Raw genomic sequence first — 22,255 nt, forward strand, 5'->3', positions numbered from 1 at the left:
GCCGGCGGCAGACAACGTATGTCGCGCCCACGGGGGTGAGGGCCATGCTGCGGAGGCAGAGGTTCTCCGGGGCGATGCGGGTGGCGATGATGGGTAACGAACGAAGCGGTTCGGCGGAGTCGAGTGCACCGGCCGTGGTCGGGGGCGTGGTGACCGACCACCCGCAGCGATCCACACCGACCGGCGGAATCGTGGTGGGCGTCGACGATTCCGCCAGTGCACGCGCGGCGGTGGCCTGGGCGGCGGCCGAGGCCGACCGCCGAGCTCTGGAACTGCACCTGGTGGAGGTGCTGCCGTCCGCCGGAGGGTCCGGGGGAACGGACGGGGTGCCCCACGGTCGGGCACGGGCGCTGCTGTTCCGAGCAGCGGGGATCGCCCACGCGCGCTGCCCCTCGCTTCCGGTGACGATGGAAACCGTCTCGGGGCGGGTGGGCCCGGCGCTCGTGGCCTACAGCGCACACGCCGACCTGCTCGTCGTGGGATCCAACGGGCCCGGCGGGCCGATCCCGCTCTCATTGGGTTCGATCCTGGGTGAGGTGACCGCGCACGCCGAGTGCCCCGTCGTGCTCGTTCCGACCACCGAGACCCGGTCACGGGCGTGGACCGGCCCGATCCTCGTGGCCCTGGACGGCACCCCGGACGGCGAACGCGCGCTCGTCTTCGCCGCGGACGCGGCGCACCGACGTGGCGTGGCGCTGGTGACGCTGTCCGCCGCCGCGGAACGCTCGGATCCCGCCGGGTCGGTCGATACGCAGGAAGTCGGCGCGACCGCGGCGGCCCGTATCCGGGAAGACCATCCCGGGCTGACGATCCAGGCCCAGGACATCGCGGGGCAGCCCGACGACGCGTTGCTGCGGGCGGGCACCGACGCAGCGCTGATCGTCATCCCCGCCCGCCACCGTGGACTGCGGGTGGCCGGCGCATCCGGTGCCTGGACGAACCGATTCCTACCGGTCCTGAGCTCGTGCCCGGTGGCGGTCGTGCCCGCCCACCGATCAGGCGACATGCCGTGATCTTCATCGTCATCAGCATCGACGTCCGACCGGACCGGCGCGACGTCTTCCTCGAGGGCATCAGGGGGTACTGCGCGCAGGTCCGGGCCGAGCCGGGCAACCGGCACTTCACCTGCTACGAGAGCGTGGACGGCGGCAACCGGTTCGTGGTCGTGGCGAACTATGCCGACGACGCGGCAGGCCGGGCCCACGTCGCCTCGGAGCACGCCCAGTGGTTCTTCGGGTGGCTTCCCTCGGTCGTGGCCCGCGTCCCGAAGATCGTTTATCAGGATCTCGGCGACACCGACTGGACGGAGATGGGCGAGGTCGCCGCGCACATGTGACGCCCCGGGAGGGCACCATCGAGGCATGTGCCGCAACATCCGGGTCCTGCACAACTTCGAACCGCCCGTCACCGGGGACGAAGTGCACGAGGCCGCCCTGCAGTACGTCCGCAAGATCAGCGGCTCGGCCCGACCCTCGAAGGCCAACGAGGAGGCCTTCGCCCGGGCGGTCGCCGAGGTCACGGCGGCCACCCGCACGCTCCTCGACGATCTGGTCACGACCGCGCCGCCGAAGAACCGCGAGGTCGAGGCGGACAAGGCGCGCGAGCGGGCGCGCGAACGCTACGCCCGTTGATCACGCTGGCGGGCCACGACGACCGCTGCTAGCTTTTCCGGGACCGTGCGCGAGAACAAGGAGGTGGTACCCGTGAACGTATCGACATGGGTGCTCCCCTCCGGGGTCACGGTCGGACCGTAGGTCGTCCGGGAGCGCCGTTCGCGAGCCCTCCCGAAAGGCACGACCATGAACGTCACCTCCGAACTGCGCCTCGACGACGGTGTCCTCGAACGCGGGTTCACCCTCGGCGAGATCCCCGGCATTCTCTGGACCTCCGGACACGCGCCGGCACCGCTGATCCTGCTCGGCCATCCGGGCGGGCTGCACACGATGTATCCGCGGCTGGTGGCTCGGGCCCGCGGCTGCGCGGCGGAGGGTTTCGCCGCGGCGACCATCGAGCTCCCCGGGAGCGGTGAGCGGCCCCGTTCCGCCGCCGCCGACGACGCCCGTGCCGACCTGCGCCGACGGCTGGCGGCCGGCGAGCCGGTCGACGAGGTCGTCGACCGGCTCGTCCTCCCGCTGGTCGACGAGGCGGTCCCGGAATGGCGGGCCACCCTCGACGCCCTCCTCCGGCTGCCCGAGATCGACGGCCCGGCCGGGTACGCGGGAGGGGTGATCGCGATCGGCCTCCGGCTGGCGGTGGTCGAGCCGCGCATCTCGGCCGCCCTTCTGTTCGCCGGGAGCTTCGTGCCGCGCTCCATGTTCGAGGAGGCCCGGCAGGTCACCATTCCGCTGCACGTCCTGCTGCAGTGGGACGACGAAGGAAACGACCGGCAACTCGCCCTGGATCTGTTCGACGCCTTCGGCTCCCGGGAGAAGACCCTGCACGCCAACATGGGCGGGCACACCGGCGTCCCGCACTTCGAGGGGGAGAACGGGAACCGGTTCTTCGCCCGGCACCTGAGGTGAGGCCCTGGCTGCAGGGGCCCGGACGCTCTCTCACTCGGTCCGGGTGAAGCGCGCGGAGGGCGGGACCGAGCACGCTCACTCGTAGTCCCGGCGCCGGCTCGATCGAGCACTGATCGGGCTGTGCGCCCACCGGCCGAGGAAAGAATTAGGCGATGTCGGACGTCAAGATCGAGCACAAGGTGAGCCTGGGGCGCCAGGAGACCGCACGCTGGCTCGCTGACCTGGCGAAAGCCATCGGTGAAGGCGGCACCGTGGAGGTCCCGCTGGCAGGCCCGACCGTGACGCTGCATCTCCCCGAGGAGTTCCGCTGCGAGGCCGAGGTCGAGCTGGACGGCGACGAGGTCGAGCTGGAGATCGAGCTCAAGTGGTCGCCCGGTCCGGGGACCTCGGCGACCTCCTGATCACCACCTGCCGCCCGACCCGACCGAGGGAGGTCAGCGATGACGACGCGGGCCCGACGCCTCGCAGCGCTCGGGGCGCTCCTTCTCCTGGTCGTCGCCGTGGTGGCAACGGTGTCGGCGGTGATCGACAGTCCCTGGCGGCTCCCCGTCGCCGTGGCGCTGTTGGCGGCCGCCGTCCTCGCCATGTGGTTCGCGGTCACCCGCACCGGCGCACGCCGTCTCCTCGCCGGTCTGCTGGCCCTGATCGCGGTCGTCGCCTTCGTGCTCGTGTCCCTGAGTTCCTCGGGGCTCGTCTCGATCCTGTTCCGGGTCGCCCTCGTCCTCGCCGCGGTCGCGCTCATCCGGGATGTCGTGGCCCACCACCCCGGCCTGCTCGGGAGCGATGCGCCACCGCCCCGGACGGTGCCGCCCGCCAGGCACGGCGTGCTGATCATGAACATGAAGAGCGGCGGGGGGAAGGCCGAGCGGTCCGGTCTCGAAGGCCACTGCCGCGCCCGAGGAATCGACGGCGTCGTCCTGCAGCCCGGTGACGACCTGGTCGACCTCGCGGAGAGCGCCGTGAACGGCGGCGCGGATGTGATCGGGATGGCCGGCGGTGACGGCTCGCAGGCGCTCGTCGCGAGCGTGGCGGCCCGGCGAGATGTCGCGATGGTGGTGGTCCCCGCAGGGACGCGCAATCACCTGGCCCTCGACCTCGGCCTCGACCGGGACGACGTGGTCGGCGCCCTCGACGCGTTCGGCGAGGCGGTGGAGCAGCCGATGGACCTCGCCGAGGTCAACGGGCGGGTGTTCGTCAACAACGTCTCGCTCGGTCTGTACGCCACGATCGTCCGTTCACCCGAGTACCGCGCCGCGAAGGTCGACACCGCCCTCGGCGCGCTCCCTGCCGCGCTGGGTCCCGGGAGCACACCGTTCGACCTCCGCTTCACGGGGCCCGACGGCGAGCCCCACCTCGGCGCGCACGTCGTCCAGGTCTCCAACAATCCGTACGGCCGGACCGCCGGAGCCCGCACCATCCGTCCCCACCTCGACACGGGCCACCTCGGGGTGGTGGCCCTCGTGCTCGACGGGGACCGCGCGGCCGGGTCCTTCATGGCGGCGATCGCGGTGAACCGCCCCGAGCGGTTCCCGGGGTTCCTGGCGTGGGAACCGACGACGTTCCAGGTCGACTCGGAGGGCGAGATCGATGTCGGCCTCGACGGCGAAGCGCTCCGGATGGAGACCCCACTGCGCTTCACGGTGAGTCCCGCGGTGCTCCGGATACGGCGTGCCGCGTGGGCGACCAGCCGCTCCCCCACCCTGCGCGAGCTGAGTCTGCGCTCGACGATCCACGTCGTCTGGCAGACCGCCCTCGGCCGCACCTGACACCCACGGGCATCGCTGTCATCCGGCCCGGGTGATGCCGCGGCGACGCTTCTCCGCGACCGTGGCAACGCGCCCGGTCTCGTCAGTGTCGGTCCGGCTGCCTTCGCGAAGCGGGAGAGACCGTCGATGACGACCACCGCCCGACGCAGTCGCCGCCTTCCCGAGCCCGGCGAGCGCCCCGACCGCGAGGAGCGGGTGAGGCGTGGCAAGGCGGCGCGGGCGGAGGCGCCCCGGTCCGGCCACGCCGAGTTCACGGCGGGCTCCGATCGAGGAGATCCGCTGGCCCTGCTGGAGCGGCAGGGGCTCACCCGGGTTCCCGAGTTGCTGCCGATCCGCTACGGGCGGATGGCCTCCTCGGCGTTCGCGTTCTTGCGGGGCGCCGCGTTGCCGATGGCCGGCGGCCTGGCTCGGACGCCCACGTCCGGGCTGAAGGTGCAGGTCTGCGGGGATGCCCATCTGGCCAACTTCGGGTTGTTCGCTTCCCCGGAGCGCGCCCTGATCTTCGACATCAACGATTTCGACGAGACGGTGCCCGGTCCGTGGGAGTGGGACGTCAAACGGCTGGCCACGAGCGTGGAGGTCGCTGCCCGGAACAACGACTTCTCCCCGAAGGAACGACGCAACATCGTCCTCGCGACGGTGGCGGCCTACCGGCGCGCGATGCGCAGCTTCGCCGGGATGGAGACGTTGGACGTGTGGTACGCCCACGCGCGAGCGGACACCCTCACCTCGCTCACGGACGTCCGCCTGCGCGGGGCTCAGCGCAAGAGGTTCGAACACGCCACCGGGAAGGCCCGCACCAACGACAACCTCGGGGCGCTGGGCCGCTTCGCCGGGCTCCACGACGGTGTCGCACGGCTCGAGGCGGAGCCACCGCTCATCGTGCCGTTGCGTGACCTGGCCGGCGGCGCGACGGATCTCGCCGCACTCGAGCAGCAACTGCGCCACGTCCTCCACGCCTATCGGGCGACGCTGGAACCCGAGCGCCGGGTGCTGCTGGACCAGTTCCGGCTCGTCGACGTGGCGCGCAAGGTGGTCGGGGTGGGCAGCGTCGGCACCCGCGAGTGGATGCTGCTGCTGCTCGGTGACGACGGCGGAGATCCGCTGTTCCTACAGGCGAAGGAGGCCGGACCGTCAGTGCTGGAGGAGTTCGTCGGGACCAGCGAGTTCGAGAACTCGGGACAGCGGGTGGTGGTCGGGCAGCGGCTGATGCAGGCCGTGAGCGACATCTTCCTCGGCTGGGTCCGCATCGACGGTCTCGACGGCAGGCCCCGTGACTTCTACGTGCGGCAACTGCGTGACTGGAAGGGCTCGGCGGACGTCGAGACGATGACCACGACGGGAATGCAGGCCTACGGAGAAGTCTGCGGGTGGACCCTCGCGCGGGCCCACGCACGCTCGGGTGACCGCATCGCCCTGGCGGCCTATCTCGGGAGCAACGACACCTTCGACGTCGGCGTCCACGCCTTCGCCTGCGCGTACGCCGACCAGAACGAGCGCGATCACCAGCAGCTGGTGCAGGCGATCGCGTCGGGCCGCATCCTCGCCGACGCCGGGATGTAGCCCGACGCAGGAACCAGCAGTAGCGAACGCCGGTGCCGGGCTACATCGGACTCCGCGAAGGGAGATGTCGCACGTCGCACGGCCCGACAGCTCTGGGCCCCCACATATTCCGGCGTCCCGGTCCCCGGCGCCCGCATCCGGTCACGGATGCCTGGCCGGGACGAGGTGACGACGCCAGTGTCGCTCACAGAGCGTGCAGCCGACTGCCCGGAACCGACCTGCGCCGGTCCGTCGGCGGATTCCGCTGTCGGAGTCGACGGGGGAACAGACACAGTTGCCGAGGTGCTGGTGCGCGCCGAGGACGGCATCGGGCTGCACGCCGAGATCACTGATGACCTCGGCGCCGCGATGACCGTGGTGTTCTGCCACGGCTTCGGCGGTGATCGCAGCATGTGGGGCCCGCAGCGTGAGGCGCTCGCCGGACGGGTGCGGGTGGTGGCCTGGGATCACCGTGGGCACGGCCGCTCCGGGTGGGGCGAACCGGGCCGGGCCACCATCGCGCAGACCGGCCGGGACCTGGCCGCGGTCCTCGCCGCCACCACCGCGACCGGGCCGGTGGTGCTGGTCGGGCATTCGATGGGGGGCATGAGCATCCAGGCCCTCGCCGGAGCGCACCCGGACCTGTTCGGGACTCGGGTGGTCGGGGTGTTGCTGCTGGCCACCACCGCCGGCGGTGTCTTCACCGACGGGGCGCTCGGTGTCGTCTTCGGTGCCCTGCGCCGCTGCGGGCTGCTGCCGGTGGCGCTGGGCGCGGTGCGCTCGGTGGCGCCGTGGGCCGACCGGGTGCCCTGGCGTCGACGGGCTGTGGGCCGCTACGCAGTGCGCCATGTGCTCTTCGACGCCGATGACGACCCCGCCCAGGTCCGCGCCGCGCAGGCCCGGGCCGAGGCCGTCCCGCTGCCCGTCGACGCCGCGTTCTATGCCGGTCTGCTCGCCCACGACCAGACGGCTGCGCTGCCCGCCCTGGCCCGGGTGCCGGTCGTGGTACTCGGCGGTGCCCGCGACCGTGTCATCCCGATCGAGCACAGCCGCCGGCTCAGCGCCGCGCTGGGCCCCACCGCCGAGCTCGTCGTGGTGGCCGACGCCGGCCATCTGCTCGGCGCCACCCACCCCGAGCTGGTCGACGCCGCACTCGACCGGCTCATCGCCCGGGTCTCGGAGGGCCGTAGGACGGTGGGGTCTGGCGGTCGGGTCTAGGCTTCAGCGCACGCAGTAACTGACGCCCCGGACCCGGCGTTGCTCGGCTTCTCGGGTCTGTGGCCTCGTCCAGGCGGGGCGGCTTCGTTCTCGGGAGTCCGATGATCAAGAGTGTTCGCCCTACCCCGTCGTCATCCGGTCGTTGCGGGTGGTCGGGCGCTGCGTGCCGGTGCGGTCGCTGCGGGGCGCATCACCGGTCTGAACGGTCACCTCGTGGATGATCTCCGTGGGTTCGAGACGTCGTTGACGTCGCTGGTGCTCGACGCGGGCCCGGAAGCGCCTCGGCGCATCGTCGAGCTGTGCCTGGAGAGACTTCCGCTGACCGGGGCCGGGATCACGGTCATGTCCGCGGCTGATCACCAGCAACCGCTGTGGGCCTCGGATGCGGTCGCCGCACGCATCGACGAGTTGCAGTTCCGCCTGGCCGAAGGCCCCTGCGTGGAGGCGTTCACCATGCGCCGCTCAGTGATCGTCGCCGACATCACCGACACCCATGAGACTCGCTGGCCGATGTTCGCCGCGGCAGCCCGCGAGACCCCGGCGCGCGCGATGGTCGTCCTTCCCCTGCAGGCCGGCAGCGTCCGTGTGGGCATCCTGGACTTCTACCGCGACCAGCCCGGTGTGCTCGACCCCGCCGAGCTCGCCGCCGCGCAACGGGCGGCCGACGCCGCGTTCTGGTCCCTGTTGGGCCTGCGGCGGGGACACGTGCTCGACGAGCACGGGGCACCCACGCACGGCGACTCCGCCGACCCGCACGGCTGGCTCGCTGGGGCACCCCTGGAACACGCCGAGGTGTACCAGGCCACAGGGATGATCATCTCCCAGCTCGACGTGTCGGCCGACACCGCCCTGGCCCGGTTGCGCGCGCACGCGTTCCTGCATGATCGACCGATCGGGGAGGTCGCCCACGAGGTGGTGGCCCGGCGTCTGCGGTTCTCCGGGCAGGAGGATCGATGAGCAGCGAGCCGGTCGGACCGAAGCGCGAAGCGGCGCTGTCGGCTGCATTCGTGCGGCTCGCGGACACGTTGGTGGCCGACTACGACGTCATCGAGTTCCTGTCCGGACTGGTCGGTGACTGCGTGACCCTGTTCGCCGTCGACACCGCCGGGGTGCTGCTCGATGACGGCAGCGGTGCTCCTCGCGTCGTGGCCTCCTCGACCGAGGACACCCGGTTGGTGGAACTGTTCGAGGTGCAGGTCGCCGAAGGCCCGTGCCTGGACTGCCTTCGCTCCCGCGCGCCGGTGACGGTCGCCGAACTGGACGACGCGTACGACAGATGGCCCAGGTTCTCCCCCGGCGCTCTCGCGGCGGGCTTTCACGCCGTCCACGCGGTGCCTCTGCGGCTGCGCAACCAGACCGTCGGGGCGCTCAACCTGTTCACCGCCACCTCGGGCGAGCTCCCGACCGCGGACCTCCATGCGGCACAGGCGCTGGCCGATGTCGCCGCTATCGGCATCCTGCAGGAACGCGCGATTCGTTCCCAGGTGACAGTGACGACCCAGCTCCAGGGAGCGCTGCAGAGCCGGATCGTCATCGAACAGGCCAAAGGCGTGCTCGCCGATCGAGGAAACCTCGACATGACCGAGGCCTTCAGCTCCTTGCGCCAGCACGCCCGACGCACCAACCAACGCCTGAGCGACCTCGCCGCCAGTATCGCCGCTCGAACCACCTCTCCCGAAGTCGTCCTGGGAACACCGATCCGCCGCGACGACGAGACGAAGCGGTAACACCCTCGAACCGGCCACGCCCTCCGTGTCCGGTCGCGGAGACGGTCCTGTCGGGGGCGGTGCCGTAGCGCCGGGTGAGGTCGCTGGGTGATGCAGGCCCGCCGGCGAGGTTTGTTCAGGTCCGGCGGGCGGCAACCCTCCGGTGAATAATCGCCCCGGACCCCGGCGCACTCGTGATCTCGACCGAACGCCTTCCGGGGACTGATCCATCGTGACTTTCGGCCACGCCACCGACCGTGCGACAAGTGAGCACGACGCGACCCAGCCCGATATCGGCCTGTCCGGGGTCTTCGAGGGCCCGGACGGCCCTTCGGGTACTCCCCCGCCGTCAGCGGCGGTGGAATACATGCTCGTCCACAACTCGACCCAGATCCCCATTGCGGGCAACGGGCAGGGTTGGACCTTGATCGCCCGATACGACGGGTGGTGTTGGTCGACGGCGCTGGCCGCCCGCGGTGCCGGCGCGCACGCCGCCGTCCGGGTCGCCCAGGCGGTCGCGGTGCGCGTCCTGGCCGAGCAGGGTGTCGCGGTCACGAGCTGGTCGATAGTCGCCCCCGACACCGAAGCGCTCGACTGCTGACGTGTGGGCAGTAGGTGAGCGGTGGATCAGGCCGGGTTGAGTCTGGCGTTGGCGGAGGCGGTCGACGCCGGGGAGCCGGACGCGGCGTTGGCGGTGTGCCGGGCGTGTGTGGACTGGCTGCCGATGACGGGGGCGTCGATCACGATCATATCCGAGCTGCAGGGTGCCCAAGAGCTTCTGTGTGCTACCGACGCGGGCGCCGCCCGCATCGACGAGCTGCAGTTCAGCCTGGGCGACGGTCCGTGTGTGGAGTCGTTCCGCACCGGCCGGGCGGTGCTGGTCGCCGACATCACCGACCCCGGCGACACCCGGTGGCCGGTGTTCGCCGGGGCCGTGGCCGAGACCGGCGCGCGGGGCATGTTCGCGTTCCCGCTGCACGTCGGGGCAGCCAAGATCGGCGTCCTGGAATGCTACCGAGACCGGCCCGGAAGCCTCAGTGCCGGCGAGCTGAGCGGGGCACTGCGTGCCGCGGACGCAGCGATGTGGACGTTGCTCGAACGCCCCGATCCGCGCGGCATCGCCGGACGCGACCCCGGCAGCACGGACACCGGGACCACCGGGTGGTTGGACGGTTCGGTGCTCCCGCGCGCCGAGGTCCACCAGGCCACCGGGGTACTGATCGCCCAGGCGGGACTCGACGCCCCGGCCGCGCTGGCGCGGCTGCGGGCGATCGCCTTCAGGACAGGCCGCCGCATCGGTGAGGTCGCCGAGGACGTCCTGGCCCACCGGCTACGTCTAGACCCGGGCGGAGCTTGGTACCCCGTCAGCGGGGTGGGCAGTGAGAACGTCGATCCCACCGACGAGGACCCGAGACCCCCGGGGCAGGAGGGGAACCCATCGTGAGCACACCGACTCCGCGGCGTGAACAGGCCCTGGTCGAGGCCTTCGTGCGCCTGGCCGACACCCTGGTCGCCGACTACGACGTCCTCGAGCTCTTCCACGGGCTGTGCGCCGACTGCGTGGCGCTGATCGGCGCCGACGCCGCCGGTCTGATGCTCTCCGATCAGCGTGGCAGCCTGCAGGTCGTGTCGGCTTCCAACGAGGCCGCCCAGCTCATCGAGCTCTTCCAGCTCCAGGCCGACCAGGGCCCGTGCCTCGATGCCTATGCCACCAGTACCCAGGTCCACGCCGGTGACCTGGCGGCCGCACATGACCGTTGGCCACGGTTCGTCGCCCGCGCGACCGAGTACGGCTTCGCCGCGGTGCACGCCCTGCCGATGCGGCTACGTGGCCAGACCATCGGCGCGCTGAACCTCTTCCACCGTCACAGTGTGGTCATGGCTCCTGGCGAGCTGGCCATCGGACAGGCCCTGGCCGACGTGGCCACCATCGCGATCCTGTCCGATCGCAGCACCCGCGTACGCGAACAGCTCACCGAGCAGCTCCAAGCCGCCCTGCAGAGCCGCGTGATCATCGAACAGGCCAAGGGCGTCCTCGCCGAACGCGGCCACATCGAACTCGACGACGCCTTCTCCCGGCTGCGCGTCCACGCCCGCAACACCGGACAGCGCCTCGCCGACCTGGCCCGCGGTGTCGTCGACGGCAGCCTCGACACCACCGCCCTGGTGAGCTGACCACCGGCCACCACCCGCGGTCCGGCAAGCGGCCCGGCGCCCAGAACCTCCACCAGACCTGGGCCGTGGGGCCCTGGCGAACAGTGCGGCCCTAGCCGTTCGGCCAGACGACGACCTCGGCAGCGACGGTCGCCTCGTGATCACCCGTGTGCCCGCGCGAGCGGCGGCACCGTACCCAGATGCCGGGGCTCGGGACGGGGTTCGTCGCGGGACAGGCGGGGCTGAGCTCCGGACGGGTCTGGACCATGGAGCGCATCAGACTCGTCCTTACCGAAGGAGACCGTCGAGGAAGGCCCTCGTGTGTCTCTACGTTCGGGCGGACCGGGTGCACCGGTTCGACTCGGGGATCAGCGTCGCGGGTGATCGGAGGCCGCCGATGGCCTGACCAACCCTCCGCAGAGCGGTAGCATCGGAGGCGGCCGGTCGCACCGGTCCCCTTCGCTTCGGGCGCCCGCGATCCGGGAAGGTCCGCGCCACCGGCCCCGTCGTTCGGTCTCAGAGCGGCGGGGTCGGCTCCTGCCTCGGCGGCGACCGCCGGCCGGCCTCACACGGCCTCCGGCGAGGGGAGCAGCCCGAGCTGTTCGAGGAAGGCCATCGTGTCCCAGTAGAAGCGGGAGCTGATGATCTCGTCTCCTCGAACCTGGTGGACCGCTGCGAACGGCGTCGTCGCCACGCGTCCGGTCGCGGGGATCTCGCTGCCGTCCGGGCCGCGGAGGGCGCCGGTGTTGGTGCCGGTCGCCACGGCCTCCTCGACGACGAGGTCGCCCTCGCCGAGCAGCAGCGACGTCTCGACGCGGCAGTCGGGCATCCCGTCCATGATGCTCGCCCAGAACGCGGCGACGCCCTCGCGTCCGGTGCCCTGGACCATCGGCGAGGTGATCGTGCAGTCCTCGGCGTAGCGGGCGAGGTAGCTCTGGCGGTCCGCGTCGTTCCAGCTGTCGATGGAGGCGCGGACGGTGTCGGTGGCGGTCATGGTGACTCCTGGGGCTGCTCGGTGTTCCGATGCGTTCAAGCCTGCACGGCCGCGGACCCGGGAACATCGAGCAGGTGGTTGAGCTGCGCCGAGGGTGGTTGAGGTCAACCCAGTCCGTGGCGGACCGCCTCGCCCGCCAGCTGCGCCCGAGTCCTCACCCCGAGCTTGGCGAACACGTGCACGAGGTGGGTCTTGACCGTGGCGCGGGTGACGAAGAGCCGCTCGGCGATGACCGGGTTGGCGTGCCCGGCCGCGGCCAGACGCACGACCTCGAGCTCGGCCGGGCTGAGGCTCGCCCAGCCGTGACGGGGTCGCCGGCGCGGCCCGCGGGTCCGGCGGGCATAGGTGACGGCAGTGTCGCGGTCGAGGCCCACCCCCTGCTCCCATGCTCCGGCGAACGCCTCGCCCAGTGCGCTCTCGGCCCGTCGTCGGTCGGCAGCGGTGTCGACGTGCAGGACGTCGTTGCTGCCGATCGTCGTCGCCAGCGCGTCGGCGGCGGCCAGCAGACGGGTGCCCTCGGCCGGGTGACCTGCGTCCACGGCGAGGCCGCCGAGGACGGCCAGCGCGTCGGGCAGATCGGTCCACAGCTGCGCGTCGGCGATCTCGGCGAGCCCGTCCTGGGCGCACTGCTGGGCCTGCGGGTCGTCGCGGCGGCGCGCGATGCGGGCCAGGACGACCCGGCTCGGACCGGTCATCGCCGAGCCCACCGCCGCACAAGCCGCGCGGGTCCACTCCGCGGCCGCCGCGGCGACGTCGATCTCGCCGTCTGCCAGCGCGCGCCGGGCACCGGCGAGCACGAGCCGAGGCGCCTCGACGGGGACGTACGGGGCGATCGTGGTGCCTGCGGTGATCAGCGGCCCGGGCCGGTCGGGGTGCGCAGCGATCTCCCCCAGGGACGCCGCGAAGGCCAGCGTGAGCTCGGCGAAGCGCATCTCCGGGCGGTTCATGACGGCGGCGACGCCGGGCAGTTCGTCCAGGGCGCCGGTGGCAAGCGCGACCGAGGCCCGGCCCGCACACGCGTAGAGCACCAGCAGCGGGTCGTCGATCTCCGCGGCCGCGCGCTCCGCGGCGAGGTAGGCGGCCCGGGCCTCGGCGAGCTCGCCGCTCATGTGGCCGATCATCCCGACGTCGAGGGTCGCCCACACCCGGTTGTGCGCATCGTCGGCGGCGGCGACCAGCCGCTCCAGGCGCTCCAGCAACGGGCGCGCGTGCGCCGGGCGGTGCTGCAGCTCATGGGAGAAGACGATGAACTTGAGCGCTTCCTGGACGCACCACCGGTCGTCGGCCTCATCGGCCAGGGCCAGCGCGCCGTGCTCGATCTCCCGCGCGGCCGCCGGGTCGGTGAACACGGTGTGATTGCCGACCACGACCCGGCAGCGTGCGGTCAGCGCGTCGTCGTCGTGCTCCTCGGCCAGCGCACGGGCGACGATCTCGGCAGCCTCGTCGAAGCAACCCCCGTAGAACCGCGCATAGGCGACGGCCCACAGCGCGCGAGCACGCAGGTGCCCCGGAGCGGCCGGATCCGCGGCGATCACGGTCTCGCCCAGCTCGGTGCCCGCGATGCCGTACCCGCGCCGCGCCCAGAAGAAGGCCAGCGCGCCGACCAGCCGCAGACCGTGATGGCCCTCCGGCGCCCGGCCCGCGTGGGCCAGCGCGCCCCGGAGGTTGGGGAGCTCGACCTCGAGCTCGTCGAGGACGGCGATGTCGCACCGGGAGCTCGCCGGTTCCCGGGCCTCGGCGAAACCGGCGGCCCACGCCAGGTGGCGCCCGGCCGTCGTCGCCGTCTCCCCGGCGTCCCCGAGCCGGTCACGGGCATAGCTGCGCACGGTCTCCAACAGGCGGTACCGCGCGTCGCCCCGGAGCACCAGGGACTTCGCGACCAGCCCGCCCAGGACCTCGACGACGGTGTCGGGGCCCAGCGGCGCGACCCCGGCGACCGCTACCGCCGCGTCGGCGTCGAACCCGCCGTCGAACACCGCGAGCCTGCGCAGCAGGGCACGCTCGGGGTCGCTGCAGAGGTCGTGCGACCACGCCAGTGACGCGAGCATGCTGCGCAGCCGCGCGGGCGCGCTTCGAGGGCCACCGGCCAGGACCCGGAACCGGTCGTGGAGCGCGGCCCGGATCGCCGTCACGCTCATCGCCGCCGTGCGGGCCGCAGCGAGCTCCAGGGCGAGCGGCATCCCGTCGAGGGCTCGACACAGCTCGGCCACCATCGGGTCCGTCCGGCCGACGTACCCGCCCGCGGCCTGCGCCCGCTCACAGAACAGCTGCACCGCGTCGTACCGCGCCGCCGTCGACACGGCTGCTCCGGCGGGCGGGACCTCCAGCGGCGGCACCCGCCACACCCGCTCGCCCTCCACCCCGAGCGGCTCACGGCTGGTCGCGAGCACCCGGACCTCCGGGGCCGCGCGCAGCAGCCCGTCGACGGTCGCGGCGACCTCGGGCAGCAGGTGCTCGCAGTTGTCGAGCACCACGAGCGCCCGCGCCCCGGCCAGGTACGGGCCCAGGTCGCCCGCCGGGACGGGGACCGCCATCGCGCGGGACACCGCAGGCACCACGGCGTCCGCGGTCGCCAGCTCGACCCACCAGATCCCGTCGGGCGCGGCCTCCCCGCTGCCCGCCGCGATCCGGCGGGCGAGCCGGGTCTTCCCGGAGCCACCCGGCCCGCACAGGGTCAGCAACCGGGTGGCCGCGGCCAGCTGCACCCCACGTCGTACGTGCTGCTCGCGGCCGACGAACGAGCTGAGCTCCGCCGCCAGGTTGCTCGGGACGCCGTGCCGCAGGTGCACGCCCGGCCGATCTTGTCGAGCCATCGGCCACCCCCGTCACCCATCGTCACACCGAGTGGGCCGCGGCCTCGACATGCGCCACCCGTTCAGCCCAGCACGGGATGGCCACCCCAGGACGCCACCGGGATCGTCGCCGTCGACGCGATCGACGCGACCCCCCGGCCTCGGGGCGTAACCTCACTCGATGGCGAAGAACAAGCCTGTCGCGGCCCCCAGACCGTCGGTCGGCTCCGAGGCAGTGGCAGACGCCCGGCGTGACCGGCCCGCCGCATCCCGCACCGGCGCGGACGCCGAAGCCCCGACGGCCCCCTCGGGTCTCGCCGACCGGGTGGGCGACGCTGTGGTCGGCACGGTCCGCGTCGTGCACACGATGCTGCCGAGTCGCTTCCCGGCCTACCTCGGCGGCGCCGCCCTCCTCGTCGTCGGCGTCATCGACACCCCGGCCCTGCTCGCCGGTGGACTCGCCTACGAAGCCCTCCGGCGCTGGAATCCGCAGCCGCACTCGAGCTAGCCCTGGGCACCACCCCGGAGTTGCCGCTCAGATCGCGGCACCCGCGGGTTCTACAGTTTCAGCATGGGCGCCGGGTGCCACGGATCGGCTCGCACACCGCGGACGAAGGCCCCCAGGAGCATGCGCCGGAACCCGGTGTCCGGGAAGCGCCGCACCAGATCCCGGTAGCCCGACCGCGAGACGCCCGGGGCGAGGACGGCCCGGCTGACGTCGGTCAGGTCGGCTCGGCGGAACGACTCCACCAGGGGGTCGGTACTGCGCGCGGCGCGGACCCGGTGGTGTTCCTCGATGAGGTCGGCGACCAGTCGCCCGTGCTGCTGGGCGTCGCCCTCCAGTTCGGCGACCGCTCGGCGCGAGGACGGCGGCAGGTAGTCCCAGGTGTCGTCCAGCCAGATCGCGGCGTCGTGGTAGTAGGCGGCGACGCCCAGCGGATACGCCAGATCGTCGGGGACGTCGCTCTGCAGGCCGACCAGCCCGATGACCCGGTGGACGTGGCCGTGGTAACGCCCGAGGTCGTCGCCGTACGCGGCGGCGTCACGGTCGAACAGGGTGTCGGCGACAGCGTGTGCCTGGTCGATGGGCGACGTCTCCATACCAGGAAGGTATCGACCTCACCGCCGCACGTGTGCGGGCACATCCCGCGCGGATATCCCCACTCCAGGCCAGCGCTTCGCCCCGGACCCGGCTGAACCCGCCTTGTGTCGACGCCCGATCGCCCCGGCCCCCGGTGATCACCGAGCACGCGCAGAACGTGCGCGGACGATGATCCTGGAGGCCTTTCCGATGGCCCACCCTCCCTCCCCGACGCCGCCCCCTCCCGGCGGCCTGTCCGTCGGGACAGCCGAGTCACTCGTGCCCGACGCGTGCCCGTCGCTGCACGAGACACGAGCGGCGGTACCGGCGACGGTGCCGCTCCTGCGCCGGTCGGTACGGCGCTGGACCGAGGCCGCCGGGCTGGACCCCGACGTTGCCGAGGCGGTGGTGCTCGCCGTCGACGAGGCGGTCACCAACGCCGTCGAGCACGGCCACCGCCACCGGCCCGGTCGGGTCGGGCTGCAGCTGACCCGAGCGGACGGCGGGCAGGTCACCGCCGTCGTCGCCGACGGCGGTACGTGGCGCCCCGTCCCCGACGACCCCGGCTTTCGTGGGCGTGGGCTGCTGCTCATCGATCGCCTCGCCGATCACGCGTACATAGCCCACGGTCCGGGCGGAACCACCGTCACGATGAGGTGGAACGACGCGGCTTGACGCCACCGACAGCACGCGGCACAGGCCGACGGCGAGACCCGCTCGATGGACAGGTCTTGTGTGTCCGGCGTCACAGTCCCATAGTGGATCTACCAGCCATCGCACCCCGGACCCCGGTGCCACGTCAGCCGAGCCCTTGTCGTGCTGCACGCCCGGACCCGCGGAGACCGCCATGTCGTTGCTTGGTCGTATCGAGCAGATCGTCCCCTCCGGCCCGCCGGCCGCGGAGCCTGGTCGGGTCGACCCACCTCGGCGCCTGGGCGGTCCGGACGGCCTGCGGGGCCCGGACGCGATCTACCTGCTGGTCTACAACGACCCGGAATCGCCGTCCCCGTCCTACGGGAAGGGCTGGACGCTGCTGAGCTCGCGCGGTCGCGACCCGCGGCGGGGGGCGGCGTCGTTGGCCGGACACGGTGCCGGAGCGTTGGCCGGGCCCCGGGTGGCGCAGGCGGTCGCGGTGCGGGTCCTGGCCGACCATGGCGTGGCGGTCGGGGGTTGGCACGAGTGCTACGACGAGGACTCGCTGGCAGCGGTCTATCGGGCCGTGCTGGGTAGCGACCTCGGTGGGGACGCCGTCCCGGCGGCGGGCACGCCGAGCAGCGAGCCTCGGGTGCGGGGCTGGCGACGCGGATGGTCACCGGGGCACTGACCGGGCCTCGCTCGTCGAGGTCGACCCTTCAGCACTCGGCGTGGGATCAGCGCAACGAGGTGGCGATCCGTTCCGCGGCTTGTTGTCCGCTGCGGATGGCGCCCTCGACCCAGGGCGCGGTCATGTGGTCGCCGGCGAGGTCGATGCGGTTGACCGGCAGGTGGCGGCGCGCCTCGGCGAGACGGCGGATCGAGCCGGGCCCGAACGTCGGGGTGTAGATCGGGTGGCGCATGACGACCCGGTCGGTGATCTGCCCGACGAGCTCCGGGTGGAGCTTCTCGGCGTGGCTCTGGAGGTGGTCGGCGAGCGTGGTGTCGTCGAGATCCTCGGCGTGGGCGGCCTGCGCCGCGGTGACCAGGAGCAGACCCCCGTCCTGGGCCCACGCGTTGGCGACGTAGATGCCGCCCATCACGGTGCCGCCGACTTCCGCGGTGGTCACGACCTCCATCCCGACCGGGCGCCCGTCGGCGCGGAGCTCGATGGGCTCCCGGGTGCGCAGGTAGACGTAGTCGATGCGGGAGTACTCGATGCTGCGCAGGTGCTCGGCGACCGGAGCGGGGGCGTCGGACCAGAGGTCGGCGGCGACGTCGGCGGGGCAGGCCAGTACCGCGGCCCGCGCGCGGAGCGGCCGGGTTTCGCCGTCGAGGTGGACCTCGACCCCGTCGGGGGACGGAACGACGCGCCGCACCGTGGCGCCGTGCCGGACGTCGAGGCCGGTCGCGATCGCATCGACGAAGCGACCCACGCCGCCCCGGACCTCGCGCAGCTCCCCCGTGAACACGTGCAGCTGCATTGCCAGCATGGCGAAGGAGAGCTGGTCCGACGGGGTGCCCCAGAGGAATTCGTGCGGGCCGGCCGTGAAGTGCGTGGCGGCCCGCGTGGTCAGGCCTCGGGTGGCGGGCCGATCGTCGAGGTGCTGGAGGCTGGTGAGGTCTCCGAGGTCGGCGGGCCGCGCGAGCAGGGCCGGCAGTGCGGCGCGCAGGATGGAGATCTTGTCCGACCATCCGAGTGCGCGGGTGAGGAGCGGCCCGGTCAGCGACCCGTAGTCCACGTGGCGCCACGTGTCGCCGCTGCGAACGCCGGCGTGGAACCCGGTCGGGGTGGCGATCGAGTCCTCGGCGAGCCCGACCTCGGCGAGCAGGCGCCTCATCGCGGCGTAGCCCCGGGTGTGGAAGATCCCGCCGTGTTCGAGGTACGCCCCGTGGTGGTGCTCGGTCTGCACCCGTCCCCCGGTGTGCTCCGCACGCTCCACCACCACCGTGGACAGCCCACGGTTCGCCAGCTCGCGGGCAGTGATCAGGCCGGCCACACCCGCGCCGACCACCACCACATCGACATCGCCCGAGTGCCCGGAATCGTTCGCCACGGCTGGAAAACTAACGGGGCGAGCGGTCCATCGACCCTCCCGCCGGGGTCGATCCGGTCCTCCGTTGGAAGCACGCTGTGTCGATGCGCGGCCGAGTTCGGGTGGATATGTTGCGCGGTGTTCGATCATGCGTCACCACGACGGACCGACCAGAGGGACCCGCATGAGTTGCTCCCCGTTCGACCGCGGGCTGGTCCCGCAGGTCGACCACGTCGCCGACCCCGCCGAGCGGCGCGCCGTGACCGCCGCGACCGGGGTCGGGCTGATCACCCTCGGACTCGGGGCGGCACTGGCGGTCGCACCCCGAGCGGCGGGAGGGACCCTCGGTGTGCCGGGCGACGCCGACGTCGGGCTCCGCGTCGTGGGCATCGTGGACCTCGCCATCGCCGTCGGCCTGCTCGCCGCTCGCCCCCGCTGGCCCTGGCTCCTCGCCCGCGCGGCAGCCAACCCGCCCACCGCCGCGTACCTCGCCGCGCTGGGGCGCCGTCACCGCGCCACCAGGCTCTACCCGGTCGCTGCTTTCATCGCCGCCGTGACCGCGGCCGACCTCCACGCCTGCCTCGTCCTCCGCGCCTCGGATCGCTGAGCACGACCGAAGCCATCGGTCGTCGCGCTGACCCCGTCACGGTGACGTCGACCTGGACGTCCCCACGACTCCGTCCACGTAGACCCACCGCCCCGCGTCCCGCACGAAACGGCTCCGCTCGTGCTGGACCTCGGAGCGCCCGCGCTCCCGGTGGTGGGCACGGAACTCGACGACACCCTCGGTGTCGAAGAGGCCACCGCCGGCGCGGTCCAGCACGTCGAGCCCGGTCCAGCGCACGCTCGGGTCCAGCTCCAGCGCGGTGGGTCGCGTATCCGGGTGCCACGTACGCAGCAGGTGCTCGACGTCGCCGCGGACGAAGGCCGTGTAGCGCGACCGCATCAGGGCTTCCGCCGTCGGCGCCGCGACGCCGTCCGGGCCCACGTAGCGACCGCAGCACGCGTCGAACACGTCCAGCGATCCACAGGGGCAGGGGTCGGTGTCCACGGCCGCCGAGAATAGGTCCCTACGCCGCGCTCGAGACCGACGAAATGCAGCGACAACGAGGGTTAATCTCGGTGGGTGGAACTCGTGCACGATCGTTCCGGTTCCGGGGAGCCTCTGGTCCTCCTCCACGGGCTGGGACACAACCGGCGGGCGTGGCGAGCGCTGATCCCGGAGCTCACCATTCACCGCGACGTCGTCGTTCCCGACCTGCCCGGTCACGGCGACTCACCCGATCTTCCCGATCGGTCCGGCGACTACCGGGTGTTCGCCGACGCGATCGAGCACTTCATGGCGAGCCAAGGGCTCGACCGCCCGCACGTCGCCGGGAACTCGCTGGGAGGCCTCATCGCCCTCGAGCTCGCCGCCCGTGGGTCGGTCAGGACCGCGACCGCACTCTCGCCCATCGGCTTCTGGAACCGCTCGGAGCGCGCTTACAGCCACGGCGCCCTGCGCGCCGCCAGCCGACTCAGCGCCGCGATCCCCGCCGCGACCCAGAACCGTGTCCTGAACAACCCCACGGGCCGGGCTGTGCTGGTCGGTCTGATCTTCGGGCGCCCGAGCCGCCACGACCGGGCTGAGCTGCTGACCGAGCTGGTGGCCCTCGGTCACCCGCGAGAGGCATTCCTCGGCGTGCTCGGCACACCCAACGACTACCGTCCCGTGACCCGACCCGCAGTACCGCTGACCATCGGCTGGGGCACACGGGATCTGCTACTGCCCCGCAGGCAATCCCGCCGTCTCCTGCGGGTGCTGCCGCAGGCTCGCGTCTTCCCGCTCCCCGGATGCGGGCACGTGCCGATGGCCGACGACCCCGACACCGTCGCCGAACTCATCCTGGCCGGGAGCGCGACGGTCTGTGCCTGATCAGCGACCACTCGCCTCGCCGGCGTCCGAGATCTCGATGGTCGCGAGGACCAACCGCGGGCGTCGTACGGCCCCTCGCGGACGAGGGTCGAAGGGGCCAGTCTGATGTGAGGCGCCAGGGAGGGCACGAGAAGAACGCCCGAGCGTGGGTGGCGACGCGACCTCGCCCAGGTGCTCACGGGGAGCCGACGTACGGCCTCGCCCTCAGAGAGGACGGCGACCATGTCCGAGGCCCGGCCCGAGGAGATGCCGCGTGCCACCGTGGAGACGAGCGCGGTCGCCGGGGTCGACAGCCCACTCGAGGAAGTGCTGGCCGAGCTCGCCGAGTCGATGGAGAAGGTCCGCCGAGGAGAGTTCGACGTACGCCTCTCGCGGCGCGAGGGCCTCGGCGGCGACGTGGTGGACCAGTTCAACGAGATGGTTGCGGTCAACGAGCGGCGCAACCGGGATCTGCTGCGGATCAGCCGTGTGGTCGGCCGGGAAGGCCGGATGCTCGAGCGCCTCGACGAGGAGGCGGCCGACGGGGCCTGGGCGACCGCGGCGCGCGCGGTCAACTCGCTGATCGACGACCTCGCGCGACCGACGGCGGAGATCGCCCGCGTGATCGAGGCCGTCGCCGAGGGGGATCTGAGCGAGCACATGGCGCTCGAGATCGAGGGACGGCCCTTGCGCGGCGAGTTCCTCCGGATCGGTCGCACGGTGAACACCATGGTCGACCAGCTCTCGTCGTTCGCCGACGAGGTGACCCGGGTGGCGCGGGAGGTGGGCACTGACGGTGAACTCGGCGGGCAGGCCGATGTGCGCGGTGTGGCCGGTACCTGGCGCGCCCTGACCGACTCGGTCAACACGATGGCCAGCAATCTGACCAACCAGGTCCGCTCGATCTCCTCGGCGGCCACCGCCATCGCCGGTGGCGACCTCTCCCGCAAGATCACGGTGAGCGCCCGCGGCGAGGTCGCGGAGCTCGCCGACACGATCAACTCGCTGACCGAGACCCTCCGGGTGTTCGCCGACGAGGTGACCCGGGTGGCCCGCGAGGTCGGCACCGAAGGCCGCCTCGGCGGTCAGGCACAGGTCCCGGACCCCGCCGGCACCTGGAAGGACCTCACCGACGCGGTGAATCTGATGGCCGCCAACCTGACCGACCAGGTCCGGGGTATTGCGCAGGTCTCCACCGCGGTGGCGAGGGGCGATCTGAGTCAGAAGATCACGGTGGACGCCCGGGGTGAGATCCTCGAGCTCAAGAGCACGGTCAACACCATGGTCGACCAGCTGTCCTCGTTCGCCGACGAGGTGACCCGGGTCGCCCGTGAGGTCGGCACCGAAGGCAAGCTCGGCGGTCAGGCTGCCGTTCCGCATGTCTCGGGTACCTGGCGGGACCTGACCGAGAGCGTGAACCACCTCGCGGGCAACCTCACCAACCAGGTCCGCAACATCGCGCAGGTCACCACCGCCGTGGCGAGGGGCGATCTGAGCCAGAAGATCACCGTGGATGCGCGGGGCGAGATCCTGGAGCTGAAGTCGACGGTGAACACGATGGTCGACCAGCTCTCCTCGTTCGCCGACGAGGTGACCCGGGTGGCCCGCGAGGTGGGCACCGAGGGCAAGCTCGGCGGGCAAGCCGAGGTCGAGGACGTGGCCGGCACCTGGCGCGACCTCACCGACAACGTCAACTACATGGCGTCGAACCTGACGGGTCAGGTGCGCAACATCGCGCAGGTCACCACCGCGGTGGCGCTCGGCGACCTGTCGCAGAAGATCACGGTGGATGCGCGCGGTGAAATCTTCGAGCTCAAAAATACAATCAATACGATGGTGGATCAGCTGAACTCCTTCGCGGCGGAGGTGACTCGGGTTGCGAAAGAGGTGGGTACGGAAGGCCGTCTCGGCGGTCAG

23 protein-coding genes and 1 pseudogene are annotated in these 22,255 nt (G+C 72.2%); 19 read left to right on the top strand and 5 right to left on the bottom strand.

Features of this window, described 5'->3' with window-relative positions:
- Positions 1-44 precede the first annotated feature (44 nt).
- The 13 genes from VGI02_RS14080 (at position 45) to VGI02_RS14140 (ending at position 10,929) form a co-directional block, all read left to right on the top strand.
- Positions 45-1,013, top strand: coding sequence for a universal stress protein (locus tag VGI02_RS14080; RefSeq protein WP_331628013.1), 969 nt, complete (start codon positions 45-47; stop codon positions 1,011-1,013).
- Positions 1,010-1,336 carry a putative quinol monooxygenase gene (locus VGI02_RS14085; protein ID WP_331628014.1) on the top strand — a complete coding sequence of 109 codons (327 nt, stop codon included), beginning with the start codon at positions 1,010-1,012 and terminating at the stop codon, positions 1,334-1,336. Before VGI02_RS14080 ends, VGI02_RS14085 begins: the two co-directional genes overlap by 4 nt.
- A gap of 25 nt (positions 1,337-1,361) precedes the next feature.
- On the top strand, positions 1,362-1,631 hold the full coding sequence (locus VGI02_RS14090) for a DUF2277 domain-containing protein (RefSeq protein WP_331628015.1): 270 nt from the start codon (positions 1,362-1,364) through the stop codon (positions 1,629-1,631).
- A 168-nt stretch (positions 1,632-1,799) separates the two neighbouring features.
- Positions 1,800-2,522 (top strand): alpha/beta hydrolase, encoded by a 723-nt coding sequence (locus VGI02_RS14095; RefSeq protein ID WP_331628016.1) that lies wholly within the window; start codon positions 1,800-1,802, stop codon positions 2,520-2,522.
- A 152-nt stretch (positions 2,523-2,674) separates the two neighbouring features.
- Positions 2,675-2,923, top strand: coding sequence for an amphi-Trp domain-containing protein (locus VGI02_RS14100; RefSeq protein WP_331628017.1), 249 nt, complete (start codon positions 2,675-2,677; stop codon positions 2,921-2,923).
- A gap of 39 nt (positions 2,924-2,962) precedes the next feature.
- Positions 2,963-4,288, top strand: a complete 1,326-nt coding sequence (locus VGI02_RS14105) for a diacylglycerol/lipid kinase family protein (protein WP_331628018.1) — start codon at positions 2,963-2,965, stop codon at positions 4,286-4,288.
- A 126-nt stretch (positions 4,289-4,414) separates the two neighbouring features.
- The gene (locus VGI02_RS14110; protein ID WP_331628019.1) at positions 4,415-5,851 is read left to right on the top strand and encodes a DUF2252 domain-containing protein; all 1,437 of its coding nucleotides are present in this window, start codon (positions 4,415-4,417) and stop codon (positions 5,849-5,851) included.
- A 282-nt stretch (positions 5,852-6,133) separates the two neighbouring features.
- Entirely contained in the window at positions 6,134-7,048 is a 915-nt protein-coding gene (locus tag VGI02_RS14115) for an alpha/beta fold hydrolase (RefSeq protein WP_331628020.1), read from the top strand.
- A gap of 213 nt (positions 7,049-7,261) precedes the next feature.
- Complete coding sequence (locus tag VGI02_RS14120; RefSeq protein WP_331628021.1) at positions 7,262-8,005, top strand: GAF and ANTAR domain-containing protein; 744 nt, start codon at positions 7,262-7,264, stop codon at positions 8,003-8,005.
- Positions 8,002-8,775: a GAF and ANTAR domain-containing protein gene (locus VGI02_RS14125; RefSeq protein WP_331628022.1), complete on the top strand. Its 774-nt coding sequence runs from the start codon at positions 8,002-8,004 to the stop codon at positions 8,773-8,775. Before VGI02_RS14120 ends, VGI02_RS14125 begins: the two co-directional genes overlap by 4 nt.
- 337 nt (positions 8,776-9,112) lie before the next feature.
- On the top strand, positions 9,113-9,355 hold the full coding sequence (locus tag VGI02_RS14130) for a hypothetical protein (RefSeq protein ID WP_331628023.1): 243 nt from the start codon (positions 9,113-9,115) through the stop codon (positions 9,353-9,355).
- A gap of 36 nt (positions 9,356-9,391) precedes the next feature.
- Positions 9,392-10,198 (top strand): GAF domain-containing protein, encoded by an 807-nt coding sequence (locus tag VGI02_RS14135; RefSeq protein WP_331628024.1) that lies wholly within the window; start codon positions 9,392-9,394, stop codon positions 10,196-10,198.
- Positions 10,195-10,929 (top strand): GAF and ANTAR domain-containing protein, encoded by a 735-nt coding sequence (locus VGI02_RS14140; RefSeq protein WP_331628025.1) that lies wholly within the window; start codon positions 10,195-10,197, stop codon positions 10,927-10,929. The genes VGI02_RS14135 and VGI02_RS14140 overlap by 4 nt, the downstream gene beginning before the upstream one ends.
- A gap of 544 nt (positions 10,930-11,473) precedes the next feature.
- On the opposite strand, the gene VGI02_RS14145 is transcribed toward VGI02_RS14140, so the two are convergent.
- A complete protein-coding gene (locus VGI02_RS14145; protein ID WP_331628026.1) occupies positions 11,474-11,902 on the bottom strand; it encodes an ester cyclase in 429 nt (142 codons plus the stop codon).
- A gap of 104 nt (positions 11,903-12,006) precedes the next feature.
- Positions 12,007-14,715, bottom strand: a complete 2,709-nt coding sequence (locus VGI02_RS14150; protein ID WP_331628027.1) for a LuxR C-terminal-related transcriptional regulator — start codon at positions 14,713-14,715, stop codon at positions 12,007-12,009.
- 160 nt (positions 14,716-14,875) lie between these two features.
- Between VGI02_RS14150 and VGI02_RS14155 the strand changes: the two genes are divergently transcribed.
- On the top strand, positions 14,876-15,202 hold the full coding sequence (locus VGI02_RS14155; RefSeq protein WP_331628028.1) for a hypothetical protein: 327 nt from the start codon (positions 14,876-14,878) through the stop codon (positions 15,200-15,202).
- 50 nt (positions 15,203-15,252) lie between these two features.
- Here VGI02_RS14155 and VGI02_RS14160 read toward each other — a convergent pair whose 3' ends face one another.
- Positions 15,253-15,795, bottom strand: a complete 543-nt coding sequence (locus VGI02_RS14160) for a hypothetical protein (RefSeq protein WP_331628029.1) — start codon at positions 15,793-15,795, stop codon at positions 15,253-15,255.
- A gap of 259 nt (positions 15,796-16,054) precedes the next feature.
- On the opposite strand from VGI02_RS14160, the gene VGI02_RS14165 reads away from it, so the two are divergent.
- Positions 16,055-16,450: an ATP-binding protein gene (locus tag VGI02_RS14165; RefSeq protein WP_331628030.1), complete on the top strand. Its 396-nt coding sequence runs from the start codon at positions 16,055-16,057 to the stop codon at positions 16,448-16,450.
- Positions 16,451-16,622: 172 nt separating this feature from the next.
- A complete protein-coding gene (locus tag VGI02_RS14170; protein WP_331628031.1) occupies positions 16,623-17,099 on the top strand; it encodes a hypothetical protein in 477 nt (158 codons plus the stop codon).
- Between the two features lie 46 nt (positions 17,100-17,145).
- Here the strand turns inward: VGI02_RS14170 and VGI02_RS14175 are convergent, their stop codons facing one another.
- Positions 17,146-18,465 carry an NAD(P)/FAD-dependent oxidoreductase gene (locus VGI02_RS14175; RefSeq protein ID WP_331628032.1) on the bottom strand — a complete coding sequence of 440 codons (1,320 nt, stop codon included), beginning with the start codon at positions 18,463-18,465 and terminating at the stop codon, positions 17,146-17,148.
- A gap of 163 nt (positions 18,466-18,628) precedes the next feature.
- Between VGI02_RS14175 and VGI02_RS14180 the strand changes: the two genes are divergently transcribed.
- Complete coding sequence (locus VGI02_RS14180; RefSeq protein WP_331628033.1) at positions 18,629-19,051, top strand: hypothetical protein; 423 nt, start codon at positions 18,629-18,631, stop codon at positions 19,049-19,051.
- Positions 19,052-19,087: 36 nt separating this feature from the next.
- On the opposite strand, the gene VGI02_RS14185 is transcribed toward VGI02_RS14180, so the two are convergent.
- Positions 19,088-19,495: a YchJ family protein gene (locus VGI02_RS14185; RefSeq protein ID WP_331628034.1), complete on the bottom strand. Its 408-nt coding sequence runs from the start codon at positions 19,493-19,495 to the stop codon at positions 19,088-19,090.
- A gap of 75 nt (positions 19,496-19,570) precedes the next feature.
- On the opposite strand from VGI02_RS14185, the gene VGI02_RS14190 reads away from it, so the two are divergent.
- The gene (locus VGI02_RS14190) at positions 19,571-20,359 is read left to right on the top strand and encodes an alpha/beta fold hydrolase (RefSeq protein ID WP_331628035.1); all 789 of its coding nucleotides are present in this window, start codon (positions 19,571-19,573) and stop codon (positions 20,357-20,359) included.
- Between the two features lie 444 nt (positions 20,360-20,803).
- Positions 20,804-22,255: pseudogene (locus tag VGI02_RS14195) on the top strand (HAMP domain-containing protein); the annotation flags it as partial.

This window comes from Actinomycetospora sp., from assembly GCF_036497245.1.
Lineage (GTDB): Bacteria > Actinomycetota > Actinomycetes > Mycobacteriales > Pseudonocardiaceae > Actinomycetospora.